General features: G+C 44.2%; 21 protein-coding genes and 1 pseudogene. 14 read left to right on the top strand and 8 right to left on the bottom strand.

Going from position 1 to position 24,193, the window contains the following annotated elements:
* Positions 1 to 62: 62 nt before the first annotated feature.
* Both FLM53_RS00100 and FLM53_RS00105 read right to left on the bottom strand, forming a co-directional pair.
* Positions 63 to 1,947 (bottom strand): annotated as a pseudogene (locus tag FLM53_RS00100) (methyl-accepting chemotaxis protein).
* Between the two features lie 283 nt (positions 1,948 to 2,230).
* Entirely contained in the window at positions 2,231 to 3,055 is an 825-nt protein-coding gene (locus tag FLM53_RS00105) for a formate dehydrogenase accessory sulfurtransferase FdhD (RefSeq protein WP_176681192.1), read from the bottom strand.
* A 401-nt stretch (positions 3,056 to 3,456) separates the two neighbouring features.
* Here FLM53_RS00105 and FLM53_RS00110 point away from each other — a divergent pair, with 401 nt between their 5' ends.
* From FLM53_RS00110 to cobB, 11 genes are all read left to right on the top strand, one after another.
* Positions 3,457 to 3,921, top strand: coding sequence for a DUF3305 domain-containing protein (locus FLM53_RS00110; RefSeq protein ID WP_017630662.1), 465 nt, complete (start codon positions 3,457 to 3,459; stop codon positions 3,919 to 3,921).
* Positions 3,911 to 4,570: a DUF3306 domain-containing protein gene (locus FLM53_RS00115; RefSeq protein WP_176681191.1), complete on the top strand. Its 660-nt coding sequence runs from the start codon at positions 3,911 to 3,913 to the stop codon at positions 4,568 to 4,570. The genes FLM53_RS00110 and FLM53_RS00115 overlap by 11 nt, the downstream gene beginning before the upstream one ends.
* A 301-nt stretch (positions 4,571 to 4,871) precedes the next feature.
* Positions 4,872 to 6,539, top strand: coding sequence for a 4Fe-4S dicluster domain-containing protein (locus FLM53_RS00120; protein WP_176681190.1), 1,668 nt, complete (start codon positions 4,872 to 4,874; stop codon positions 6,537 to 6,539).
* 9 nt (positions 6,540 to 6,548) lie between these two features.
* Positions 6,549 to 7,181, top strand: coding sequence for a molecular chaperone (locus FLM53_RS00125; protein WP_176681189.1), 633 nt, complete (start codon positions 6,549 to 6,551; stop codon positions 7,179 to 7,181).
* Positions 7,182 to 7,259: 78 nt separating this feature from the next.
* Positions 7,260 to 7,460, top strand: coding sequence for a twin-arginine translocation signal domain-containing protein (locus tag FLM53_RS00130; protein WP_008217926.1), 201 nt, complete (start codon positions 7,260 to 7,262; stop codon positions 7,458 to 7,460).
* A 10-nt stretch (positions 7,461 to 7,470) separates the two neighbouring features.
* Positions 7,471 to 10,326, top strand: coding sequence for a formate dehydrogenase subunit alpha (locus tag FLM53_RS00135; protein WP_176681188.1), 2,856 nt, complete (start codon positions 7,471 to 7,473; stop codon positions 10,324 to 10,326).
* An 11-nt stretch (positions 10,327 to 10,337) separates the two neighbouring features.
* The gene (gene fdh3B, locus FLM53_RS00140; protein ID WP_004742271.1) at positions 10,338 to 10,946 is read left to right on the top strand and encodes a formate dehydrogenase FDH3 subunit beta; all 609 of its coding nucleotides are present in this window, start codon (positions 10,338 to 10,340) and stop codon (positions 10,944 to 10,946) included.
* Positions 10,947 to 10,959: 13 nt separating this feature from the next.
* The gene (locus FLM53_RS00145; RefSeq protein WP_102478359.1) at positions 10,960 to 12,033 is read left to right on the top strand and encodes a formate dehydrogenase subunit gamma; all 1,074 of its coding nucleotides are present in this window, start codon (positions 10,960 to 10,962) and stop codon (positions 12,031 to 12,033) included.
* Entirely contained in the window at positions 12,017 to 12,433 is a 417-nt protein-coding gene (locus FLM53_RS00150; protein ID WP_048658737.1) for a hypothetical protein, read from the top strand. The genes FLM53_RS00145 and FLM53_RS00150 overlap by 17 nt, the downstream gene beginning before the upstream one ends.
* A gap of 377 nt (positions 12,434 to 12,810) precedes the next feature.
* A complete protein-coding gene (locus FLM53_RS00155; RefSeq protein WP_176681187.1) occupies positions 12,811 to 14,031 on the top strand; it encodes an ammonium transporter in 1,221 nt (406 codons plus the stop codon).
* A gap of 257 nt (positions 14,032 to 14,288) precedes the next feature.
* Positions 14,289 to 15,020: a Sir2 family NAD+-dependent deacetylase gene (gene cobB / locus FLM53_RS00160; protein WP_176681186.1), complete on the top strand. Its 732-nt coding sequence runs from the start codon at positions 14,289 to 14,291 to the stop codon at positions 15,018 to 15,020.
* A 181-nt stretch (positions 15,021 to 15,201) separates the two neighbouring features.
* On the opposite strand, the gene FLM53_RS00165 is transcribed toward cobB, so the two are convergent.
* From FLM53_RS00165 to potA, 6 genes are all read right to left on the bottom strand, one after another.
* A complete protein-coding gene (locus tag FLM53_RS00165) occupies positions 15,202 to 16,002 on the bottom strand; it encodes a GGDEF domain-containing protein (protein WP_176681185.1) in 801 nt (266 codons plus the stop codon).
* 84 nt (positions 16,003 to 16,086) lie between these two features.
* Positions 16,087 to 17,124 carry an extracellular solute-binding protein gene (locus tag FLM53_RS00170; protein ID WP_176681184.1) on the bottom strand — a complete coding sequence of 346 codons (1,038 nt, stop codon included), beginning with the start codon at positions 17,122 to 17,124 and terminating at the stop codon, positions 16,087 to 16,089.
* 227 nt (positions 17,125 to 17,351) lie between these two features.
* The gene (locus FLM53_RS00175) at positions 17,352 to 18,386 is read right to left on the bottom strand and encodes an extracellular solute-binding protein (RefSeq protein WP_017632482.1); all 1,035 of its coding nucleotides are present in this window, start codon (positions 18,384 to 18,386) and stop codon (positions 17,352 to 17,354) included.
* A gap of 147 nt (positions 18,387 to 18,533) precedes the next feature.
* Positions 18,534 to 19,304: a spermidine/putrescine ABC transporter permease PotC gene (gene potC / locus FLM53_RS00180; protein WP_008217945.1), complete on the bottom strand. Its 771-nt coding sequence runs from the start codon at positions 19,302 to 19,304 to the stop codon at positions 18,534 to 18,536.
* Complete coding sequence (potB, locus tag FLM53_RS00185) at positions 19,304 to 20,161, bottom strand: spermidine/putrescine ABC transporter permease PotB (RefSeq protein WP_017632481.1); 858 nt, start codon at positions 20,159 to 20,161, stop codon at positions 19,304 to 19,306. Before potB ends, potC begins: the two co-directional genes overlap by 1 nt.
* Positions 20,145 to 21,260 carry a spermidine/putrescine ABC transporter ATP-binding protein PotA gene (gene potA / locus FLM53_RS00190; protein ID WP_050653493.1) on the bottom strand — a complete coding sequence of 372 codons (1,116 nt, stop codon included), beginning with the start codon at positions 21,258 to 21,260 and terminating at the stop codon, positions 20,145 to 20,147. Before potA ends, potB begins: the two co-directional genes overlap by 17 nt.
* 329 nt (positions 21,261 to 21,589) lie before the next feature.
* Between potA and FLM53_RS00195 the strand changes: the two genes are divergently transcribed.
* The 3 genes from FLM53_RS00195 (at position 21,590) to FLM53_RS00205 (ending at position 24,020) form a co-directional block, all read left to right on the top strand.
* The gene (locus tag FLM53_RS00195; RefSeq protein WP_029405598.1) at positions 21,590 to 22,405 is read left to right on the top strand and encodes a hypothetical protein; all 816 of its coding nucleotides are present in this window, start codon (positions 21,590 to 21,592) and stop codon (positions 22,403 to 22,405) included.
* On the top strand, positions 22,398 to 23,249 hold the full coding sequence (locus FLM53_RS00200) for a glucosaminidase domain-containing protein (RefSeq protein WP_176681183.1): 852 nt from the start codon (positions 22,398 to 22,400) through the stop codon (positions 23,247 to 23,249). Before FLM53_RS00195 ends, FLM53_RS00200 begins: the two co-directional genes overlap by 8 nt.
* A 120-nt stretch (positions 23,250 to 23,369) precedes the next feature.
* Positions 23,370 to 24,020 carry a DUF2987 domain-containing protein gene (locus FLM53_RS00205; RefSeq protein WP_176681182.1) on the top strand — a complete coding sequence of 217 codons (651 nt, stop codon included), beginning with the start codon at positions 23,370 to 23,372 and terminating at the stop codon, positions 24,018 to 24,020.
* The last annotated feature ends 173 nt before the right edge of the window (positions 24,021 to 24,193 follow it).

Here is a 24,193-nt window from a genome sequence, read left to right on the forward strand (position 1 = left end):
TTTATTTGCCTGCGGTTTATTACCTAGAATCGGTTATGCCTCAAAAGAAAGAAGAGAACACATCAGTACTTAAACTGAGCCACAATCTTTTCTAATTTCACACTCACGTTTGACACCTGTTCACTGCAACGCACTGACCCTGACACCACAGTATGTGTATCACTCGCGAGGTGAGCGATGTCGGTGATGTTACGATCAATCTCAATAGATACCATGGATTGCTCTTCAGAAGCAGTCGCTATCTGGCTGTTCAAGTCGAACATCTCCCCGACCTGAAAGTGTATTCCTTCAATCGCGTTAACCACATCTTTAGTTTGGTGTTTCACCAACTCGGTTTGTTCTAAGCTTGCCGACATTTTAGCGACAGTCTTGGTGATGCCAGAGGTTAAACCATGAATGGTCGATTCTATTTGATGGGTTGAATCGTTGGTCATCAACGAGAGCTCTCTCACTTCAGAAGCAACGACTGCAAAGCCGCGTCCATGATCGCCAGCGCGTGCAGCTTCTATCGGAGCGTTAAGTGCGAGTAGGTTGGTTTGCTCCGCAATCCCCTGAATGGTGGTGACGACCTGATTGATTTCACGACTCTGTTCTTCAAGCTGAACAATCAAGTTTTGTGACTCTGCAATGTTCTCTACCAAAACATTAATGCTGTCGTTGGTTGATTGTGTTTCTTGCAGCGCTTGATGTGCGTTGTCTTTGATCTTCTCGGCATTGGTTGCTGCATTTTCTATGTTCGCAGTGACCTCATTACTGGTCATCACCAACTCATTAACTGCCGTCGCTACTGATTCAGATTGCTGCTTCTGTTTTTCTGCGTTGCTCATGCTTTTGATGGCAGCTTCCTCAGAGCTACACGAACTATCGGTCAGCACTTTCATCACGCTCGACAACTCTTTGATATTACCGTGCAGCTTATTGATGAAGGTATCGAACGAATGCGCTAGTTGCGCTAGCTCGTCGTTACCTTTAGCGTTCATTCTTGCGGTTAAGTCTCCATCTCCATTGGCAATAGATTCCATCATCACGTTTATCGCTTTGATACGATCCAAGATGTTGCGACCGATGAAAACCAACAACAACGAAAGCAGAGCAACAATAGCGGCGCCAAACAGATGCAACATATTTTGTGTGTGCCTAACTGCCGCTGTAATCGCTTAGCTTATCTCATTCTGCGCTTCTTCAATAGCTTGTTCCGTTTGATGGACATTGCTACGTAAGGCGCCTCTAAGCCCCAACTCTGCAGACAAACCTAGATTGCTGTTAGCAACCAACAGAGTTTCAACTGCATCCTTATACTCGGAATAGGCTCGTTCAGTGGCAATTGAGGTTTGGGAGTAAGGTTCAAACTCAACAAGAGCGTTGGTTAACGCCGCATTCGTTTGGCTATTAATATGTGCGAGGTAATGGAAGTCTTTTTCGATCAACTCTAACAACGCAAGTTCCAGCGCCAAGCTTGATTCTGATTCGATTGCTGATTTTAGCGCTGTTCTTTTTCCATCAAGAGCTGCGACAAAACCCAAAGGCGGGGTTGTACGTTCAATGTCGTTCACTTGATTGACGATCTGGTGGAACTGTTTCTGGTACTGGTACTGGTGAAGGGTATCGGAGATCTTGGTCATTTGCTCGGTCAGATGAAGCTCGTGCGATGTGAGGGTTTGGTTCAACGTCACCAATCTTTGATTCAATATGTCGGCGGTTTTATCGAAACGCTCTGCGTATTTTTGATCGTGGCGAGACAAGAAGTCTTTCTCATGTCGCCTAAGCGTTAATAAATCGACTGAGCTTCTGAGGTTTTCAGTCGCAGCGATCTCCAACGATTCCAATTTGTCTAAGCTGAGCTGCTCGTAGACGGCATAGATAAAAACAGAAATAAACAGGGTGAGGTTGATTAAAATAAACAGAAATAGACAGCAGAGGATGCTGAGGTTCCGATGGATTACTCATGGTTAATTCCCTTTAAGCCGGTGACGTTGATATTCATCTTTAATTTTTATTAATAGATTCATTAAATTGATGAATATGTAACTAATGGCTTATTGAGGTGTTAAATCAAGATTTGTTTTAGGAAAAGCTAATTTAAGACATGATACGTGTAGGTTTAGATGGTCTGAAGCGTGAAACCTGTATCGGGAACGAATTGGGATGGAAACTTAAGAATATAAAAAAGGTGCAGCGGATACTGCACCATTAATCATTAGGTAAGTACTATTTAAAGCTTACTGGTGGTTTACTGATCGCCTTTGACATCAAAGCTAATCTTGTCTGCACCAGTAAACACTTGGAAGCGTAAGCCTTTAGCACGAGCGATCGTAGTGATGCCGAACTTCTGCGCTAAGTCTAAGCCCATTTGTGTAACGCCAGAGCGTGACAGTAGAACAGGGATTCCCATCTGCGCTACCTTAATCACCATTTCAGAGGTTAGGCGGCCAGTGGTGTAGAAGATCTTATCTGCGCCATCTTCTTTGTTAAGCCACATCTCACCCGCTAGGGTATCAACCGCATTGTGACGGCCTACATCTTCCACAAACGACAACACTTGATCGTCTTTGCAAACAGCACAACCATGAACGGCACCCGCTTTTTTGTAGGTATCGTTGTAATGAGTCAGCGCTTCTAGAGCGGTATAGATTTCAGATTGCTTAATCTTGGTTTGAGGCACTTGGTAATCTTCCAACTGCTTCATTACGTTGCCATACATGGTGCCTTGACCACAACCAGACGTTACGGTCTTCTTCTTCAATGCTTGTTCAAGTTGGCTCGTATCTTCTTTGGTGATAACCGCTGCAGAGCTGGTTTCCCAATCGATAATGATAGATTCAACGGCTTCTGGGTCAAACAAGAAGCTTTGGTTTTTCAAATAACCTAAGACTAACGCTTCTGGGCGTGAGCCTAATGTCATCAGCGTTACGATCTCTTTCCAGTTCAACATAACGGTAAGAGGGCGCTCGCACGCAATTTGTTTCGTTAGCTTTTCGCCATATTCATCAAACACTTCAACTTCAATGGTCTGAAGTGGGTTTTCACTGGTTTTTATTATGTTTGGTTTTACCACAGTCACGTCCTACTTAATGAGATAGCGATTTTAAGAGATAAGAAGTTAGGTAAGAGTCATCATGATACCACTCTTTAGAATACATGCGTTCTCTGTCACTTAGTCAGTCTTAGCTTTAACTCAAACATTTAGCAATTCTCATTCCAAAATAGCGGCTATTCGAGAAAACATGAAGCATTCGATTAAAATAGAGCAAAATATGAGAGTTCACGGGTAGAGCTGTCTGAATTTACGCGTATCGACTACCGTTATAAGGGTGACTGACTAACAAAAGCAGCGATGTTTGTTGATGAAGGTTAGCGGTTATTGGCGTGTTTATTGCTTTATAGGGCCTATATGATTGCGCTCAGTACAAAATGTCCTAAGTGCGTTCAGACCAAAGAAAATTAATTGGGTGAAGTATGTCTGAGATAAAAGAATTCAAAGAACAATATGAGAAAACAGAAGCAGCTTGGCCTATCGGCGTCCAAAGAATAGAGAAAGAGATCAAAACGGGTATCTGGGTAACCACTCAATGGGAATTGACCGGATTTGAACTGTCACCAGAAGACGACACGCAAGACGTGTGTTTGCTTCAGTTACACAAAGACGAACGTACTGACTACCGATTCAATTTAAGCTCTCAACAGCCGAAGCTTTTCTTAGTGATGGATAATGTCGATTCAGGCGTTAAGCCAATCATTCAATTGCTGACAGCCTCACAAACCGTTGCAGGGCAATACATGGACGGAGATAACCAAGTACTGTCTTACGACATGCCTTTGCCTGTACAAGCCTGGATGGAAGCCTTTATCGGCCGTCATGGCGAGTTATTAGAAGCAAGACGTAAGAAGCGCAAAGGGGCGGGCAGATCAAATGGCAACTAATTTCTTTAGCCGTTGGTCTCAACGAAAACTCGACGACTCTGCTGATCAAGCAGAACAAGCATTAGAAACCGAGCAAACGCTTGAAGAAGCTCAAGTGGAGTCTTCAGAGGCTCCAACTTCTGAAACTTCGTCTGATGCACTTTCTTCTGCTGACGTAGAAACATCTGAGTCATTAGAAAACGCTCCAGATACTGAGGCTGAAGCCACACAAGGTGGAGTAACAGAAGCAAGTGAAGATTTGTCTGTTGCTCAACTATTGGTATCAGAAGCCTCAGAAAGCGTAAAAAAAGCCGCATTGCGTAAATTATTTCTCTCAGAGGAGTTTAATGTGCGTGATGGCTTAGATGATTATGATGACGATTACAGCAATCTTAAGTCACTTTCCGAAGATGTCGCTGAAACATTACGTGATTGGGTCAAAGATAAAACTGAAGAAGAACCCGCTGAGGAATCGTCTCAAGATATTGAAAATAAAGAAGAAGACCAAGCTAGTAACGCTGAAGAAACGGAATCAGAGCTTGTTGAAAGTGACGAAATTACCGAGCAAGAAAAAGAGCTGTATAAAAACACAGTGCCAAATAATAACGACACCGAATCTATAGAAGATGACTTAAAAGAGGTGGGACAAAATATACCACACAAAGAATAGGTACATTTTGACTAAACACTCAATGAGCCGCTTGCGACAAAATGTCCCAAGCGGTTTTTTTATTGTCCAAATAGACTTAAATTGACGCTAATTCATTGAAAATAATAAATTATTAAATTGGCATGGCATTTGCTAAATATCGTTCATTATCAACTTTTTTGTAGATAGCCTGAGTAAGGTTGACTGGATAATGAATAGCTAGCGAAACAGTTAGTTGTTAACTGATTACTCAGCAAGTTCTCTAACGCTAACTACAATGAAGGTTGTACAGATTATCCATATCCAAAGATGGAACTGAGCAATGCTTAAACAATTATTAGAACAAGCAACTTCAAATAACGCGAAAGCAAGGCTGTATGCATTTGAAAATACAGTTGAGTTAACAAACCTGATTCCACCGACAGTCAGTTATGAAAGCGGTGGTAATACGCTAATTATTGGTCCAACGGCGATCATCGAAAGTGCTGCGGCGCAATTACCTCAGTTAACAAGCCTGACACTGCTTTCAACTGATGGTGTGAAAGCGACGAATACCGAGTCAGAGCTTTACTACGCGAACGCGGTTCAAGTTTCTGGTTTCCTTGGTACGTTCGAAGTTCTTATCGAAAGCAAAGGCCTAACCAATAACCTAGCGAAAGTGGCAATTAATCATGACTGCTTCGATGTAGTTTTGGATTTATGCCTAAGCAGCTGTATGACAGAAGAAGTGCCTGTACCGGGTTATTACCCAGTAGGGCGCGGCTACCCTAAATTGGCTGAAGCGTTGGAAGAGATTCCTACGTTAATGGGCACGTTTGATAAGCCTAAGTTCTTCCGTTTAGACACAGACCTATGTGCGCACAGTTCTCGTGGCGTGAAAGGTTGTGAGCGTTGTGTTGATGCCTGTCCTGCTGGCGCGCTTTCAAGTGAAGGCTCAGATAAGACGGGTCACAAGATCGAGATTAACCCTTACCTATGTCAAGGCGTGGGTACTTGTGCAACGAGCTGTCCGACAGAAGCTATCTCTTACGCATTGCCTAATCCTGACGATACTCAAAAATTCATTGAACGTACGCTAGCTAACTACGAGCAGGCGGGCGGTCTGGATCCTATCGTGCTCATCTGTAGCTCACGTCATGAAACTTACAACGTGATGGCTCTTAAAGCGCTCCCAGATAACGTGATTCCGATTGTTGTCGAAGAACTGCCTTCTATTGGGATCGATACTTGGTTTGCAGCTCTAGTAAATGGCGCTACTCAAGTTCTGTTTGCCGCATCTCGCTTTATGCCAGAAACGATCATTCGAGTTCTGAATAACGAAGTAGGGATTGCTCAAGAACTGCTAGACCAAATCGGTATTCCAAAAGAAACCATCGATATCCTGTATTTGGAATCGCTACGTGAAGGACCTCCGACACTGTGTGTGGATTCGTTCGACCTTGCACTTGGCGATCTTCAAGGTAACAAGCGTCAACGTCTATTCACGGCTCTTGATGCGATGTCTTCAGCTCGTATACCTGTTGAAAATATTGTTGAGCTTCCGTCAAACGCACCTTACGGCAACGTTTCGTGTGATAGCAAAGATTGTACGTTATGTATGAGTTGTGTGGCTGTATGTCCGACACGTGCACTTCATACCGACGGCGCATCTCCATCACTTAAGTTTGTAGAACAAGACTGTATTCAATGTGGTCTGTGTGAAAAAGCATGTCCAGAGAATGTTCTGACTCTAACGCCTCGTATGAACTGGGTGAAAGAAGAGCGTCAGAAAGCGGTTGTGATTCATGAAGAGAAAGCAGCGGAATGTGTACGTTGCCATAAACCATTCGCTCCTCAGTCTATGATTGACATGTTACAGAACAAGTTACGCGGTCACTCTCACTTTTCAGATGAAGCAGCGATTAATCGTATTGCAATGTGTGAAGACTGTCGTGTGGTGGATATGTTCGATTCAATGGCTCAAGACCCATTGAAACAATTGAAATACTAGGAGTTGGCCTTGGAAACGAATTTGGATCAAGAACAGACACTAAGAACAGAGATCTATTTGGTTCTCTCTGCACTGTTTCGTAGAGCACCTTCTGAAGAGGTAATTGATTTTCTAAAAACGCTAGATATTGAAGCGTCTGAAAGCGCTATGCAAAAGGCTTGGATTGCCATTCAACAAGCGGCAACAGAATCAAACCGTGAAGCACTAGAAGACGAATATCAAGATTTGTTCATTGGTATTGGTCGTGGAGAGGTCGTTCCATTTGGTTCTTGGCATCGCACTGGCGCCATGATGGAAAAACCATTGGCAGAGATTCGTCATGACTTAGAGCTTTTAGGCATTGAGCGTGACGATCAAGTGAAAGAGCCAGAAGATCATATCGCAGCATTGTGTGAAGTGATGGCTATGCTAACGGCTGAAGAAGAAGCCCTGCAACAAGCAATGTTCAATAAACACCTTGGCCCTTGGTTTAACTCTTTCACGCGTCAGCTTGAAGGGGCAGAAAGCGCGAACTTCTACAAATCGGCCGCTCAGCTGTGTGAAGCATTCCTAACGTTAGAACAAGTGCGTTTTAGCGTGAATACAAAAAGCAGTAAGCACAAATTAAAGATTGATGTGAAAAACGTCACTGATTACGAGTAATCGAGCAGTACGCGATTATATCGATAGAGGGGCATTAAGCCTCCAAAAAAAGATCTACCGTAAGGTAAGGAAGCAATGATGAAAGATAATAAAGATATAAATACAAGCCGTAGGGACTTACTCAAAGGCTTGACGACTGCAGCCGTAGCTGGTGCCGTTGTCGCTGGTACAACTAAAGTGGCAACCGCTTCAGAAACTGTTGAAATTTCGAAAGAAGACGTGAAGAAGACTGGGTATCGTGAAACGCAACATATTCGCGATTACTACGACACACTTTAGGAGATAACGGATGAAACTTGTCAAACGCTCCGATAGTGTGAGCAAAGAAACCAATCAGTTAGGCGTGTCTCGACGTGCCTTCATGAAAAACACTTCATTAGCTGCTGGTGGCGCAGTGGTAGGCGCAAGTCTATTCGCGCCGGGCATGATGAAGAAAGCACAGGCGAAATCAGTCGATCCAGAAGCGAAAACAGAAGTGAAACGTACTATCTGTTCTCACTGTTCTGTGGGTTGTGGTATCTACGCTGAAGTTCAAAATGGCGTATGGACAGGACAAGAGCCTGCATTCGATCACCCATTTAACGCTGGTGGACACTGTGCAAAAGGTGCTGCACTTCGCGAGCACGGCCACGGTGAACGTCGTCTTAAGTACCCAATGAAACTGGAAGGCGGCAAGTGGAAGAAGCTTTCTTGGGAACAAGCGATTGAAGAAATCGGTAACAAAGCACTAGAACTTCGTAAAGAGTCTGGTCCTGATTCGGTTTACTTCCTAGGTAGTGCGAAACACAGCAACGAGCAAGCTTACGCATTCCGTAAGATGGCGTCGCTTTGGGGCACCAACAACGTTGACCACCAAGCGCGTATTTGTCACTCAACCACAGTAGCCGGTGTTGCAAACACTTGGGGTTACGGTGCGATGACAAACTCGTTCAATGACATGCACAACTGTAAGTCGATGCTGTTCATTGGTTCAAACCCTGCAGAAGCTCACCCAGTAGCGATGCAACACATCCTTATCGCGAAAGAGAAGAACAACTGTAAGATCGTTGTTGCGGATCCTCGTCGTACGCGTACTGCTGCGAAATCTGATCACTATGTATCACTTCGCCCAGGTTCTGACGTTGCGTTTATCTGGGGTGTGTTATGGCATGTCTTTGCTAACAAATGGGAAGACCAAGAATTCATCCGCCAACGTGTATTCGGCATGGATGAGATCCGCGAAGAAGTCGCGAAATGGAGCCCAGCAGAAGTTGAGCGTGTAACAGGCGTAAGCGAAGAAGACGTTTACCACACAGCGAAACTGCTTTCTGAAAACCGTCCGGGTTGTATCGTTTGGTGTATGGGTGGTACTCAGCACACGACGGGTAACAACAACACACGTGCTTATTGTGTACTTGAGCTTGCGCTAGGTAACATCGGTAAATCAGGCGGCGGTGCAAACATCTTCCGTGGTCACGATAACGTACAAGGCGCAACTGACCTTGGCGTACTGTCTGACACACTTCCAGGCTACTACGGCTTGTCTGAAGGTTCATGGCGTCACTGGTCTAAAGTTTGGGACGTAGACTTTGATTGGATCAAAGGCCGTTTCGATGACAACGCATACGGCGGTCAAAAACCAATGAACAGTGCAGGTATTCCTGTATCTCGTTGGGTTGATGGTGTACTTGAAGACAAAGAAAAGATTCGCCAACGCGAAAACATCCGTGCGATGTTCTACTGGGGTCACGCAGTCAACTCTCAGACACGTGGTCCAGAGATGAAGAAGGCGATGCAGAAGCTGGATATGATGGTTATTGTTGACCCATACCCAACCGTTGCAGCGGTAATGAACGATCGTACTGACGGCGTTTACCTGCTTCCAGCGACGACTCAGTTTGAAACCTACGGCAGTGTAACGGCATCAAACCGTTCTCTACAGTGGCGTGACAAAGTGGTAGATCCTCTGTTCGAATCTAAGCCTGACCACGAAATCATGTACCTTCTTTCTAAGAAACTTGGTTTCTCTGATCAGCTGTTCAAAAACATCCGTGTTGAGAATAACCAACCATTGATTGAAGACATCACTCGTGAATTCAACAAAGGTATGTGGACGATCGGTTACACAGGTCAAAGCCCAGAGCGCTTGAAAGAGCACCAACAAAACTGGCACACATTCCACAAAACTACGCTTGCTGCAGAAGGCGGCCCAGCGAACGGCGAGACTTACGGTCTTCCTTGGCCATGTTGGGGCAACCCAGAGATGAAACACCCAGGTACACATATCCTTTACGATACGTCTAAGCCTGTTGCAGAGGGTGGCGGTAACTTCCGTACTCGTTTCGGTGTGGAGTTTGAAGGTCAAAGCCTACTGGCTGAAGACAGCTACTCGAAAGGCAGCGAAATCAAAGACGGTTACCCAGAGTTCAGTGACAAACTACTGAAACAACTGGGTTGGTGGGATGACCTAACAGCAGAAGAGAAAGCCTCTGCTGAAGGTAAAAACTGGAAGACCGACGTTTCAGGTGGTATTCAACGCGTGGCTATCAAACACGGTTGTATCCCGTTTGGTAATGCAAAAGCGCGTGCGATCGTTTGGACATTCCCAGACCGCGTGCCACTGCACCGTGAGCCGCTTTACACACCACGTCGCGACCTAGTTGCTGATTACCCAACGTGGGATGACAAAGAAGCGATTTTCCGTGTACCTACGCTTTACAAGTCGATTCAAGAGCAAGACAAATCTGGTGAATACCCGATTATCCTGACTTCTGGTCGTCTGGTTGAGTACGAAGGTGGTGGTGAAGAGACACGTTCAAACCCATGGCTAGCTGAACTTCAACAAGAGATGTTTGTTGAAGTGAACCCGAAAGACGCAAACGACATCGGCTTCAAAGACGGTGACGATGTTTGGGTTGAAGGTGCAGAGAAGGGCCGTATTAAGGTGAAAGCGATGGTAACACGTCGTGTGAAACCGGGTCTGGCGTTCATTCCATTCCACTTCGGTGGTAAGTTCCAAGGCGAAGATTTGCGTTCTAAATACCCAGAAGGCACTGATCCTTACGTTATTGGTGAAGCTGCTAACACAGCAACCACTTATGGTTACGACCCTGTCACGTTGATGCAGGAAACGAAAGTAACCCTTTGTAATATTCGTAAAGCGTAAGGAGTCTTAAAATGGCTAGAATGAAATTTCTTTGTGACACCAAGCGTTGTATCGAATGTAACGGTTGTGTCACTGCATGTAAGAATGAAAATGATGATGCTCTGGAATGGGGTATTCAACGTCGTCGCGTTGTCACACTGAACGATGGCGAACCGGGTGAAAACTCAATCTCAGTAGCGTGTATGCACTGTACTGATGCGCCATGTATGGCAGTTTGTCCTGCAGACTGTTTTGAACATACAGAAGACGGCATCGTACTTCACAATAAAGATCTTTGTATCGGTTGTGGTTACTGCTTGTTTGCTTGTCCATTTGGCGCACCTCAATTCCCTAAACAGGAAGCGTTTGGTGAGCGCGGTAAGATGGACAAATGTACCTTCTGTGCTGGCGGCCCAGAAACAGAGCCAGGTTCTGTTGAAGAGCGTCAAAAGTACGGTGCGAACCGTATTGCTGAAGGCAAACTGCCAATGTGTGCTTCGCTTTGTTCAACCAAAGCACTGCTAGCGGGTGACGCAGAGAAAGTTTCTGATGTTTTCCGTCAGCGTGTAGTTGAACGTGGTGCGAAAGGTGCAGGTTGGACAGACGGCAACGACCTTTCTTACGATGCGACTAAGAGCTAAGTAGGAGAGACATATGCTTACAATGTTTAAGCGTCTCTTCCTTGTTGTGCTGCCGATGTTGGCAGCACTAACAATGCTTTCTCCTATGAGTCATGCATCTGAGACGAACTCATCACAAACTCAATCAAGCTCTGCTCAACGAGAAATCACACAACTTGCTGGTGCCGATTTTTGGCGACAAGTAAGAAATGGTGAGGAAGGTTACACCACATCTCAATCAGCTGAGCACGGTGTGTTAATCAGTACTCCAGGTCAAACGTGGTACATATTGAAAGAGAAGTGGATGTCACCAGCCGGTGCTGTCGCTATCTTTGGCAGTATTGCTTTTGTGACTTTGATGTACGTTGTGATTGGCCCGCTAATGCTAAGTGCACCAAGAACAGGCCGTAAGATCAAACGTTGGTCTCGACTTGATCGTGCATTGCACTGGAGCATGGCGTTTACCTTCTTAACACTGGCGTTCAGTGGTTTGATGTTGGTTTACGGTAAACACTTCTTGAAACCTTATATCCCAACGGATCTATGGGGCTTCATCGTTCTACTGGCTAAGCAATACCATAACTACATTGGCCCGATTTTCTACGTGCTGTTGATGGCTGTTCTTATCAAGTGGTGGCGCAAGTCTATCTTCAAGATGGTCGATATCCAGTGGTTCATGAAACTGGGTGGTATGGTCGGGAAACATAAAGGTTCTCATCCATCTGCAGAGTTTTCGAACGCGGGTGAAAAAGCACTGTTCTGGCTATTGATTGTTATGGGTAGTGTGGCTGCGATCAGTGGCTTGGTTTTAGACTTCCCAATCTTCGGTCAAACGCGTCGAGATATGGAGCTTTCAAACCTAGTCCACATGTTGGCTGCTTTGATCCTTATCTGTGGTTTCGTGTTCCACATCTACATCGGCTTGTTCGGTATGGAAGGGGCACTAGAAGGCATGGTAACAGGCGAAGTTGATGAGACTTGGGCTAAAGAGCACCATGACCTTTGGTACAAAGAAGTGATGGAACAAGAGAAAAACGGCGTTGAACAAAGCGCTAACGCAACAACAGAGAAAACGGAAGGGGTGAATAAGAATGAACAAACCTCATAAAGGTATTTGGGTCGCTTACATACTAAGTTGCTTTACGCCATTTACTTGCCTTCTCTCTGGTGTGGTTGCCATCATCTACGCGGGCTATCGTTTAGATAAAGGCGAAGACGGCGAAGTAGTGGATACCCATTACTACGGCTTGATTCGCTCGTTCTTCTTAAACCTGACGTTCTTTGTGGTGCTTATCGTAACGGTAGCGACCTCTAATGGCGTGTTAATCGGTGTGAACGATTACTGGTATCAAAACCATATTATCGATGACATCGCTTACTACATCCCGTATGTAGGCATGCTGTTCGGTGGTGTTGCGATTGTGGTTTGGTTTATACGCATGTATCAAGGCATGCAACGTTTAAGTCAAAACCTACCGCAAAACCCGTCGACAGGGCCAAACCTGTAACGCTAATACGTTAACGACATATCTAAAGAAAGCCCAGTGATTCATTTCACTGGGCTTTTTGTTTTTAAGCCTCTATAACAGCAAATAATTGTCAGCCGCTATCTGCATCAGAACCTACTTATTGACCGCTTCAATATGGTGCAACTCCCTTATTTGGTGCAATTGTCGTTGTGATTTTTTTGGTTTTTAAGAACCATAAAAGTGCACATAAATATTTAGACTCTAATAATCAATAAGTTAAAAAAGAAATCTGTTGCACGAAAATTACCCCTCACACTTGGAACACATCTTGCGTTCACTGTTGAGTCTTTAATTAATTACAACATTGAATCGCACGATATCAGTGCAAATCAGATAAAGCGAAGGAGAATGCTTTAATGAGTGAAACGGTGACTCAAGTTCATAGTGCAGTACAAACCCTTACCCAAAGTTCAGACACTTTATTCCTACTACTCGGCGCAATCATGGTTTTCCTGATGCATGCTGGCTTTGCGTTTCTCGAAGTCGGTACCGTCCGAAAGAAAAACCAAGTCAACGCGTTGGTTAAGATCCTTTCCGACTTCGGTGTCTCCGCCATCGCTTATTTCTTTATCGGTTATTGGGTTGCTTACGGCGCTCACTTTTTTGCCGACGCTGAAACGCTCTCGAAAGGTAATGGATACGAACTGGTTAAGTTCTTCTTCCTGATGACCTTCGCAGCCGCAATTCCTGCGATTGTTTCTGGTGGTATCGCAGAACGTGCTCGTTTCTATCCAATTTTGATTGCGACACTGTTTACGGTTGGTTTCATCTACCCATTTTTCGAAGGCATCATTTGGAACGGTAATTTTGGCTTCCAAGATTGGTTAGAAGGTCAGTTTGGCTATGGGTTCCATGACTTCGCAGGCTCTGTTGTGGTGCACGGTGTTGGCGGTTGGATTGCATTGGTTGCGGTTTACTTCCTTGGTATGCGTAAAGGTCGCATCCGCGCGGGTAAACACACTAACTTTGCACCATCGAACATTCCTTTCCTTGCACTAGGTTCTTGGATCTTATGTGTGGGTTGGTTTGGCTTCAACGTGATGTCTGCACAAGCAATCAACGGCATCAGCGGCCTAGTGGCGATGAACTCACTGATGGCAATGGTTGGCGGTATTCTTGCGGCGCTTGTTGCAGGGAAGAATGACCCAGGCTTTATCCATAATGGTCCTTTGGCTGGTCTAGTAGCGATTTGTGCAGGTTCAGACTTAATGCACCCATTAGGCGCGTTAGTGACTGGCGGTGTGGCAGGCGCCTTGTTTGTTTACCTGTTCACTTACATGCAAAACAAAACACAGATTGATGATGTATTGGGTGTGTGGCCTCTGCATGGCGTATGTGGCGCTTGGGGTGGCATTGCAGCGGGTATCTTTGGTTCGCAAACATTCTGGGGCTTAGGTGGTGTAAGCTTTGCTTCTCAAGTGGTTGGTACACTGGCGGGTATTGCTGTTGCTCTAATTGGTGCTTTGATTGTCTATGGCGTGCTGAGCAAACTAACAGGCCTTCGTTTAAGTGAAGAAGACGAGTTCAACGGTGCGGATCTTTCAATCCATAAAATCTCTTCTATCAACGAAGACTAACTCTAGTTGCTGCGATGAGTTTTAAACTCATCAAGTACATAACAGTTAAAAAACTAAGCGGCTTCGGTCGCTTTTTTTGTTTCTTTGAAAAGTAAAACAGAGAATTTGAATAAGAAAAAGCACAACTATCAAGCGAGTTATGTCACAAATAGCCAATGAATTCAGTTGCCTAAGACTATGGTCTAATCCCTAAAACTATTGTTGGAATTTGAACAGTGCTAAGCTGTTACAAAGTGACATATCTAAAAGGACGTTATATGCATTTCCCATATCGAAATATCGTAATTCTTACTGGCGCTGGCATTTCTGCAGAGTCGGGGATTCAAACATTCCGAGCACAAGACGGATTATGGGAAAACCATAAAATCGAAGATGTCGCGACTCCTGAAGGCTTTGCAAAAGATCCTGACTTAGTACAAGCGTTTTACAACAAACGTCGTCACGGTCTGCAAAGCGAAAGCATTCAGCCAAATTCAGCCCACAAGGCGCTAGGAGAGCTTGAAGACAAGCTTGATGGCAAAGTTACCATCATTACTCAAAACATCGACAACCTGCATGAGAGAGGCGGTAGCAACAATATCATCCACATGCATGGTGAACTGCTTAAAGCACGCTGCAGCGAGTCGAATCAGGTTATCGACCATAAAGAGAACATCGAGACAGGCGAGCTTTGTCACTGCTGTCAGATTCCCGCGCAAATGCGTCCACACATTGTTTGGTTTGGTGAGATGCCATTGAGAATGGGCGACATCTATTCCGCACTAGAAGAGGCGGATCTATTTATCTCAATAGGTACATCGGGGGTGGTTTATCCAGCTGCCGGATTTGTACATGACGCGAAAATGCATGGTGCACATACGATAGAAATCAACCTTGAACCCAGTGCAGTAGAGAGCGAGTTTGAAGAGAAGCGTTACGGTAAAGCGAGCATCGAAGTACCCAAACTAGTCGGCGAGCTTCTTTGTACTGAGAGAGCTTCTGTGTACTGAGACAAGCTCGTTAACGGCTTAATTAAAGATATAAGTCTTCAAGAGTCACAGCAACAAAAGCAAATACGTATCTAATTGCTACTCAGCAATTAAAATAGGTGTTTGCTTTTTTGTTCCTGAAGCATTTTTTATTTAATAGATTTAAGAACTCTTTGAGACACTTAAATGCTCTTTGATAGATTTAAGAACTTGTTGGAATAGAACGCTGCGCTTTTTTCATTTCATACATCGCCTTATCTGACTTATCCAGCGCCTGTTGAAAGTTCTCCTGACAAGTTACTTCTATTCCGTAAGAGAAAGAAATGTTTTCACCATGGAGCAGGTTGCTCACTTGGCTGACGAACTCACCACCACGACCCAGTTGTGCCGTCGCAACAAACTCGTCACCACCGACACGAAACACCATTTCATCTTCCAATACCGATTGACTTAATGCTTGAGAGAAGCGAACGATCATCAGATCACCGACTTTATGACCTTTGCGATCATTCACCGTTTTTAAGCCATCTAAGTCGAAATAGATAAGCTCGAATTCTTTTAGTTTGATGGCATCGAACTTCTTGCGATTGTACAAGCCTGTTAGTTCGTCTTGCTTGCTTTGATCTTTTAATTGAGTCGTAAGTTCGGTAATACCGTAAGCGATAAGTAGAAAAGCGATCTGCAATAAGCCATCTTCGAGGAAAGTGTCGAGCAATTCATTTCTGTCTGCCCATTCATCGAGATGTTTCAGCTCTGTGGTCACATCATAGAGTAGATTGAATATAAGAAGCAGCGCGCCGCAGCGAAGGATTCTATGAGGGCGAATAGCGTGACGAGCAACGTAGTAGATATACATGGTGATCACGAGCGTGTTCGTTTCGAAAAACAGGTCGTAATTAGAGTCTATGTGGATGAATGAACTCAGGCCAAGCATCAATAATGACGCAAGCAGCATTAGAGTCACAACCAATAGTATAGGGTTCGCTGGCATATTATAACGCACTCCATATCGTTTAATGCCATCGTATATAAAGTATAGATAAAAATAAAGCGGCTTACGCCGCTTTATTAACCTGTCAGTAACAATCTAGTTGTTTACTTTAAGTTTTTGGAAGTACTCGTCATAAATAACGCTCGCTTCACCAACTTCATCTTGCCAAACGCCGTTATCCATCACTGATTGTGGTGGGAAAACGTTCTTATCTTCAGCAAATTCTTTTGGAAGAAGAGGGTAAGCCGTTTTAACTGGCGTCGGGTAACCGATCTCTAGAGCAATCTTAGCTGCGTTCTCTGGGCGAAGAAGGAAGTCGATCATTTTATGAGCCGCTTCGATGTTCTTAGCACCTGAAGGAATTGCTAGGCTGTCCATCCAGAAGATAGCGCCTTGTTCAGGCCAGATAATATCAATTGTTGCGCCTTCTTGGCGTGCCATGTAAGCAGAACCATTCCAAAGCATACCAAGAGACACTTCACCCGCTAGGTAAGGGTTCGCTGGGAAATCTGAGTTAAATACCAATACGTTTGGCATTAGCTTACGAAGTTCTTCGTACGCTTCTTTGATTTCTTCTGGGTTGGTTGTGTTTGGAGAGTAACCCAGTTTAGAAAGTGCAATGTGGAAAACCTCACGAGAGTCATCCATCATCATCAGTTGACCTTCCCACTGTGTATCCCACAGATCGCCCCAGTTTTTAACTGAAGACTTGTCTAGCATATCTGAGTTGATACCAATACCCGTTGCGCCCCAGATGTAAGGGATCGAGTAGTTGTTGCTTGGGTCAAATGGCTTATCTAAGTAATTTGGATCCAAATCAGCAAAGTGGCTTAGCTTAGTTTTATCAAGCTCTTGAAGCATGCCTTCTTTACGCATCTTAGAAACGAAGTAAGTAGAAGGAACCACTAAGTCGTAACCCGTACCTTGAGTTTTTAACTTAGCGTACATGCTTTCGTTAGACTCATAAGTTGAGTAGTAGACTTTAATGCCAGTCTCTTCTGTGAAGTCTTCTAGTACTTCATTCGGGATATATTCAGACCAGTTGTAAAAATACAGTTCTTGGTCAGCTGCGAAAGAGGGTGTAGAAAGTAAAGTAGCAGCACACAATGCGCCGGTATACAGTGTTTTTTTCATTACTGTTCCGTTCATTTGTTTGATTTGGAGCTGGGTAGTGAACCCAAAGTAAAAGGATTTCTAAAAATCGCGCTAGATTATAGCAGCGATATAACAAAATAGGCAGCCTAAGCTGCCTATTCATTGATATTCTTATTTTTAACTTGTTGATTATCTAGATAGCCTTGTTAAGTAAACCAATGACTTATTAGCATCTGGTGACCAGAGCTACTAGATAACGAACTCGCTTACTGACCGGCTTTAAGCTTCATGAAGTAATCTTCGTACTTCACTGTCTTATCGCCAACCGCAGCTTGCCATTCAACACGGTCAAGATCTTCTTGAGACGGGAACAGAGCAGGGCTGTCTTTAAACTTCTCGTTAGACGCTTTAACTGCCGTTAGGTAGCCTGTGTCACGAGAGATTTGTTCAGCGATTTCAGGGCGAAGTAGGAAGTCAATCATCTTATGAGCCGCTTCTACGTTTACCGCGCCAGAGCTGATTGCAAAGTTATCAACCCAACCGATGCCGCCTTCTTTAGGGAAAACCAGTTTAATTGGTAAACCTTCGTTTTGCGCTGCAGCAGCAGAACCGTTCCAAAGCATACCAAGGCCAACTTCACCAGACATGTAAGGCGCGCCTGGGTTGTCTGAGTTGAATACAAGAACGTTCGGCATTAGCTTTTGCAGTTCAGCGTAAGCTTCGTCGATCTCTTTCTCGTTGGTTGTGTTACCTGAGTAACCTAACTTACGCAGTGCGATGTGGAACACTTCACGAGTGTCATCCATCATCATCAGTTGACCTTCAAGCTCAGGCTTCCATAGGTCAGCCCAGCTTTGGAAATCTTCTGGATCGTACATGTCTGTGTTAACAGCCAGACCAGTAATAGCAACTACGTGTGGAATAGAGTAGTCGTTATTTGGATCGTACGGCTTATCTAGGTAGTTTGTATCTAGATTCTTAAAGTTGTTCAGCTTGGTTTTGTCGATCTTTTGAAGCATACCTTCATCACGCATCTTAGATACGAAGTAAGTCGACGGCACAACAAGGTCGTAGCCTTTGTTGTGTGTTTTTAGCTTTGCGTACAAGGTTTCGTTCGACTCGTAAGTCGAGTAAATAACCTTGATACCAGTTTCATCAGTGAACTGTTCTAGAATCTCACTGTTGATGTAAGGTCCCCAGTTCATGAATACCAATTCTTTGTTATCTTTTGCAAAAGATGGTGCAGATAACATTGAAAGCGCACATGCACTACCAGCTAATAGAGTAGCCCATTTTTTCATTGACGTTAGCTCCAAACTAAACGTTGCCCGAAGGCAGTAGATAGAAAAACAGAATGGCAATTTACCATTCTGTTTATGATTAACACTTTGTAGAACATGAAGTTTGTTAACTTCTTATCAAGTTCACCTCTGTATAGAGTAGGAGACTTACTTGATCTTCTCTCTCGCTAGTAACTGAGAAATAATCACCAGTACTAACGACACCACTAACATCACTGTTGCTAGGGCGTTTACCTCAGGAGAGATACCCACTTTAACCATTGAGTAAATCTTCAGTGGCAAGATTTCATACGTTGGGCCCGTTACGAAAGAGCTGATGATCACGTCGTCCAAAGACAGGGTGAAGCTCAATAACCAACCCGCAGCCACCGCTGGCTTAGCAAGAGGAAGGATGATCTGCTTTAGAATCGTCCACTCGCTTGCACCTAAATCTTTTGCTGCTTCTAGCATTTTCACATCAAAGCCATTCAAGCGACTGTAGACCGTTACAACAACAAACGGCAGACAGAAAGTAATGTGTGCGGCAAGTAAGGTAAAGAACCCAAGTTGCACACCCATTACCAAGAATAGCGCAAGAAGCGAAATCGCCATTACGATATCTGGTGACATCATTACGATGAACAGCATGCCATTGACTACGCCTTTACCTTTGAACTGGTAACGGAATAGGGCTACTGCTGTCAAGCTTCCGACAATCGTTGCAGCTGTTGCTGAGAACACTGCTACGTTAATCGAGTGCCACGCAGCCTGCATTAGGCTGTCGTTGTTAATCAGCGCGTCATACCACTTAGTGGTGAAGCCCCCCCATTTCATACCAAACTTGTTGGCATTAAATGAGTTCGCAATCAATACGATAATAGGTAGGTATAGAAAAGCGTATACCAGCGCCATAAAGCTGAACTTAACTGTGCGACCCATTAGTCTAGCTCCACTTTCTTGTTCAATAGCTTACCTGCTCGGTAGTAGGCATATAGCATCACAGCCATTGCCATGGTCAAGGCGATGCTCGTTGCTGCACCAAACGGCCAGTCTCGAGCGTTGAGCACTTGGCTCTTAATCACATTACCGATTAGTAGGTTCTTAGCGCCGCCCAATAGATCAGAGATGTAGAACATGCCTAACGCAGGAAGAAGTACTAATAAACAACCGCCGATAATGCCTGGCATTGTCAAAGGAAGTACCACTTTCAATAGCGTTTGCAGTTTGTTCGCACCTAAATCTTTCGCGGCTTCTAAATACGTATCATCCAGTTTTTCAATCGCTGAATACAACGGCAGAATCATGAACGGAAGTAGGATATACACCAAACCGATCATTACTGCTGTTTCTGAGTACATGATACGTAGCGGCTTATCGATAATGTCTAATGCTAACAAGCCTTTGTTCAACACACCTTGAGTACCCAGCACCACTTTTAGTCCGTAAGTACGGATCAAAGAGTTCGTCCAGAATGGCACAATCACTAGGAACAACATGATTGGACGCCATTTCGCCGGCATTTTTGCCACGATGTAAGCGAACGGGTAACCAATGATTAAACAAAGTAGGGTCGCGACAATCGCCATATAGAAAGAGTGCATCAGCACTTTAAAATACAGCGGGTCAGCCAAACGCACGTAGTTATCGAGAGTGAAGGTCATCTCGATCAAGTTCGCTTCGTCACGAGTTAAGAAGCTAGTACCGATGATCATGATATTTGGAATCATCACGAACAGCACTAACCAACCTGTGATTAAAGCAACAATCGCGTTTTGTAAATTAAACTTCTTGCTCATCTTCTAATACCACTTCCCAGCTCTCAACCCAAGTTACTGCAACTTTTTGGCCCAGTGAGTGATCAACATCAGGGTCATCTTCGTTGAAGAATTCGCTAACCATGACACGCATACCAGATTCAAGTTCTACCACTGAATCTAATGTCATGCCTTTATAGGTTCGCTCGACAATGTGGCCAACAATACCGCGTTGCTCAGACTCTTTGATTTCTTCGATACGAAGATCTTCAGGGCGAAGCAATACTTGCAGTTTTTGACCCGGAGTTACGTCTTTATCGTGATAGATAACAGACTCTTCACCTTCGATTGTCGCAACAATGCGTTTTTCATCTAGACGAGATTTCGCTGTCGCTTCGAATACGTTAATTTCACCAATGAAGCGGGCTACAAACAGGTTCTTAGGCTCTTCGTAGATCTCTCTTGGCGTACCATCTTGTTCAATCACGCCATCACGCATAACAATAATACGGTCAGACATAGACAGCGCTTCTTCTTGGTCATGCGTTACAAAAATGAACGTGATACCAAGTTGGCGTTGTAATTGTTTAAGCTCGATTTGCATCTGTTTACGTAATTTGTAATCAAGAGCAGATAGAGATTCATCCAATAGTAGAACTTTTGGCTTATTAACGACAGCACGAGCGATTGCGATACGTTGCTGTTGGCCACCAGATAGCTGGTGTGGTTTTCGCTGTGCCATTTGTTCTAGGCGCACCATTTTTAAAGCGTCCATTACACGAGGTTCAATCTCGCTGCTTGGTACTTTCTGCATGCGTAAGCCAAATGCCACATTGTCGAAAACGGTCATATGCGGGAATAGGGCATAGCTTTGGAATACAGTGTTGACATGCCTTTGTTCAGCAGGAACTTGGGTTACGTTCTGTTCAGCTAATAGTATTTGACCACTATCTGCTGTTTCAAAACCCGCAATCATTCTTAGTACGGTTGTTTTACCACAACCTGATGGGCCTAAAATCGTGAGAAACTCACCATGATTTACGTTTAAATCAAGATTGCCGATGACTTCCTTACCATCGAAACTTTTACTAATGCCAGTTAGCTGTACTACTGGCTTTCCTACTGATTTTTTAGCGTTCAACGTCTGTTTTTCTCCACCTTGGTTCTATTTGAGACCTGTTGCTATACACCTTTAAGGCGCGCATCATAATCACCAAAAACGTGAATTCAAAGCATTTTTTACCTTTCGAAGATAAAAAATTTCGCAGGTAAAAGTAAACATCCTTTACCATACTGTAATTTACTGGGTTTACACCCCGACAAGTGTCTAATTATTAACCATTAAGACGCAAAAGCAAGCCTTGTTACAGATTCATATTTTAGTTTGTATCCGACATATGAGTATAATGAAGGTAATTTTTTATCAATAAGTTAGGTCGCTTAGTTTAATTGGCGCACCTAGGTATCAATATGAACAACGACATCGAAAAAGATTTTAATTTGGGCGGTAGTATCAACCGTGCACTTTCCGGCGATTATGAGCTCAAAGCAACGGCTGTATTTCAAGAAGCTTGGAAACATACGATAAGTCACTTTCTTTCGTTTTCCCCTGCGATTGTTGCTCTGATGTTCGTGCAACTGGCTATCTTTTATATCGCACTAAAACTGCAACTGGGTGACCCTGCGGTTATCTTAGATGCCGTTATCGATCCTGAGGCGTTTACGCCACAAATTGTTGAATCCATTTTTATTGCCAACTTCAGCTATGAAGTGATCAGCGCGCCTATCTATGCAGGTATCTGTTTGATGGCGATGAGCCACGCAGCTGGTCTACAAACTAAAGTGCGTCATATTGGTAAAGGTTTGCAGTTCACGGTTCCTGTTATTCTGGTGACTTTGTTTAGCCTAATGCTGCAAGGCATCGCGGGTATGATTCTGCCGTTCTTGTCGATTTACTTCTCGCTTGCGTTCAGCCATTCAATCCTGCTGATTTGTGATAAGAAAGTGCCGCCAATGCAATCGCTGCTGCTTTCATTACGTGCTGTGAATAAGAAGATCTTCACCGTTGCATCTATCTACTTGCTCGTTATGTTGATGTTCATCGTCGCTGCAATGATGTACGGCATTGGCCTGATCTTCGTTTTGCCTTTCTTCTTCCATGTGAAAGGGATTCTTTACCGCGAAATGTTTGGCATCAAACTGAAGGTGATTGCTTCTGAGCACCCGAAGAGTGATGACGATAATAACGACGATAACAACAAAAACCCGCAGGTATTCGATGCGTAATAACGTTCAAGCAAGCTCAAGTAAATCTCTTGCATTAAAAGTGACGGCACTTGCCCTTGTTGGCTCGATCTCATTAGTTGGGCCACTTCTTTACCAACAAGAAGAAGAGCGACGTCGGGCAAGCAAGACAAGCCAAGACTCTGAACAGCAGTTCGGCAACTTAACCGTGGCTTCAAATACACCGAACTTTGCTGCCATTGAAGATGTAAACGAGAAAAAAGACTCCTTCTTTTCGTATTTACGTCCAAGTATCAATATCGAAAACAAACGCATCACTAAAGAGCGTGCGTTTTTGACTAAGGTTTCTGACGCAGGCATTTCGAACATTGACTCGGAAGATGTGTCATACGCAAAAAGGCTAGGGAAGTTGTACAGCTTGCCAGTGCCTTCGTCAGGCTTAGATCAAGCTTGGCTTACAGAGATGCTGAACCGTGTAAATGTGCTACCAGAAGCGCTTGTCTTAACTCAGGCGGCCAATGAGTCAGCTTGGGGCACATCGCGCTTCGCAACCCAAGCGAACAACTATTTCGGGCACTGGTGTTACACCAAAGGTTGTGGCCTTGTTCCGCTACAACGTAACGAAGGTAGCTCTCATGAAGTGGCAACATTCTCTTCAAGCCAAGAGTCGGTACATCGTTACTTCATGAACCTGAACCGAAATCGTGCTTATGCCGATTTAAGAGCAATCCGCGCCAAACTTGCAGCACAAGGCGATGATTTGCTCACGACAAGCACGGCTACAGAGCTTACTAATGGGTTGCTAAAATATTCTGAGCGAGGTTCTGACTATGTGACTGATTTACAAGCTATGATCCGTCACAACGAGGTATACTGGAAAAAGTAACTCGATTTGATATCAGTTGGTTGCCTTTCATAGTAGGCTAAACCAATCGGCATTACACAAAGAGCAGCTCATGGCTGCTCTTTCTATTTATAAACGCTCAACTTCGACAAGATTATAATAATGAAAAAGACAGCACTCGCTTTATTAGCCTCACTAAGCCTTGGGGTCTCTTTACCCGCTGCAGCGCAAGAATACATGTTCACGTATTCTAAGCTCTATACACAACTTAAAAACAACACCAAAGAAGGGCACGATGACGTCAAAGTTGCGGTCTTCTTTGTGGATCAACAAGCTCAAACCATCTGTCACATCAGCAAAGCATGGATGGAAAAAGAAGAGCATTACGAAGAGCTAAAAGTATCTCCAACGCATGAGCTACTTTTACCTGTCGATCAAAACCTTCGTTCAGCGAACCCACTTATCTTTGTTCAAACTCAAGAACAAGAGTGTGCGTATTCTTTGGTTGTAATGACTCAAGAGCCTTTAGCAGGAACGGTTGAGGTTGCACAGTTGGAAAGCCTGTTACCACAGATGCAAGCGATGTTAGAAGACGTCAGCGGCATGTTCTCCAGTTGGTTCACGCCGGATGTTGAAGGGTTAACCTTAGAATTTGATAACAAGCTTGAAGGCAACATCACGCTGTCTAACGGTAAGCAAATCCCAATCACACAAGGGCGTGCGAAATTCACTCTAGAAGAACTGAATGGAAGTGACAGTATCACGTTACCGGAACCCACTATTCGCGTATTACCTTACATTCCTGCGCAATAGAGTTTGCCTAACTAGAGTTTGCCGAATCAACCTTACTAGAGCTTAAACAGCACAATGGAAAGCAGCTGAACCTTATAGGAATAGGCTGCTTTTCTTTTTCTATCAACAGGGTGATTCGCATTTGTGAATGCCTATTTATCTCAAAATCCTACAGCTTGTCGAAAATTTCTAGT

The organism is Vibrio sp. Scap24 (assembly GCF_013394185.1).
In the GTDB taxonomy this organism is placed as follows: domain Bacteria; phylum Pseudomonadota; class Gammaproteobacteria; order Enterobacterales; family Vibrionaceae; genus Vibrio; species Vibrio pomeroyi.

Bases quoted from the DNA above. Each gene is read 5' to 3' on its own strand.
- FLM53_RS00110 (WP_017630662.1), top strand. From the start codon at position 3,457: ATGTCTGAGATAAAAGAATTCAAAGAACAATATGAGAAAACAGAAGCA.
- FLM53_RS00115 (WP_176681191.1), top strand. From the start codon at position 3,911: ATGGCAACTAATTTCTTTAGCCGTTGGTCTCAACGAAAACTCGACGAC.
- FLM53_RS00120 (WP_176681190.1), top strand. From the start codon at position 4,872: ATGCTTAAACAATTATTAGAACAAGCAACTTCAAATAACGCGAAAGCA.
- FLM53_RS00130 (WP_008217926.1), top strand. From the start codon at position 7,260: ATGAAAGATAATAAAGATATAAATACAAGCCGTAGGGACTTACTCAAA.
- FLM53_RS00135 (WP_176681188.1), top strand. From the start codon at position 7,471: ATGAAACTTGTCAAACGCTCCGATAGTGTGAGCAAAGAAACCAATCAG.
- fdh3B (WP_004742271.1), top strand. From the start codon at position 10,338: ATGGCTAGAATGAAATTTCTTTGTGACACCAAGCGTTGTATCGAATGT.
- FLM53_RS00145 (WP_102478359.1), top strand. From the start codon at position 10,960: ATGCTTACAATGTTTAAGCGTCTCTTCCTTGTTGTGCTGCCGATGTTG.
- FLM53_RS00150 (WP_048658737.1), top strand. From the start codon at position 12,017: ATGAACAAACCTCATAAAGGTATTTGGGTCGCTTACATACTAAGTTGC.
- FLM53_RS00155 (WP_176681187.1), top strand. From the start codon at position 12,811: ATGAGTGAAACGGTGACTCAAGTTCATAGTGCAGTACAAACCCTTACC.
- cobB (WP_176681186.1), top strand. From the start codon at position 14,289: ATGCATTTCCCATATCGAAATATCGTAATTCTTACTGGCGCTGGCATT.
- FLM53_RS00170 (WP_176681184.1), bottom strand. From the start codon at position 17,124: ATGAAAAAAACACTGTATACCGGCGCATTGTGTGCTGCTACTTTACTT.
- FLM53_RS00175 (WP_017632482.1), bottom strand. From the start codon at position 18,386: ATGAAAAAATGGGCTACTCTATTAGCTGGTAGTGCATGTGCGCTTTCA.
- potC (WP_008217945.1), bottom strand. From the start codon at position 19,304: ATGGGTCGCACAGTTAAGTTCAGCTTTATGGCGCTGGTATACGCTTTT.
- potB (WP_017632481.1), bottom strand. From the start codon at position 20,161: ATGAGCAAGAAGTTTAATTTACAAAACGCGATTGTTGCTTTAATCACA.
- FLM53_RS00195 (WP_029405598.1), top strand. From the start codon at position 21,590: ATGAACAACGACATCGAAAAAGATTTTAATTTGGGCGGTAGTATCAAC.
- FLM53_RS00200 (WP_176681183.1), top strand. From the start codon at position 22,398: ATGCGTAATAACGTTCAAGCAAGCTCAAGTAAATCTCTTGCATTAAAA.
- FLM53_RS00205 (WP_176681182.1), top strand. From the start codon at position 23,370: ATGAAAAAGACAGCACTCGCTTTATTAGCCTCACTAAGCCTTGGGGTC.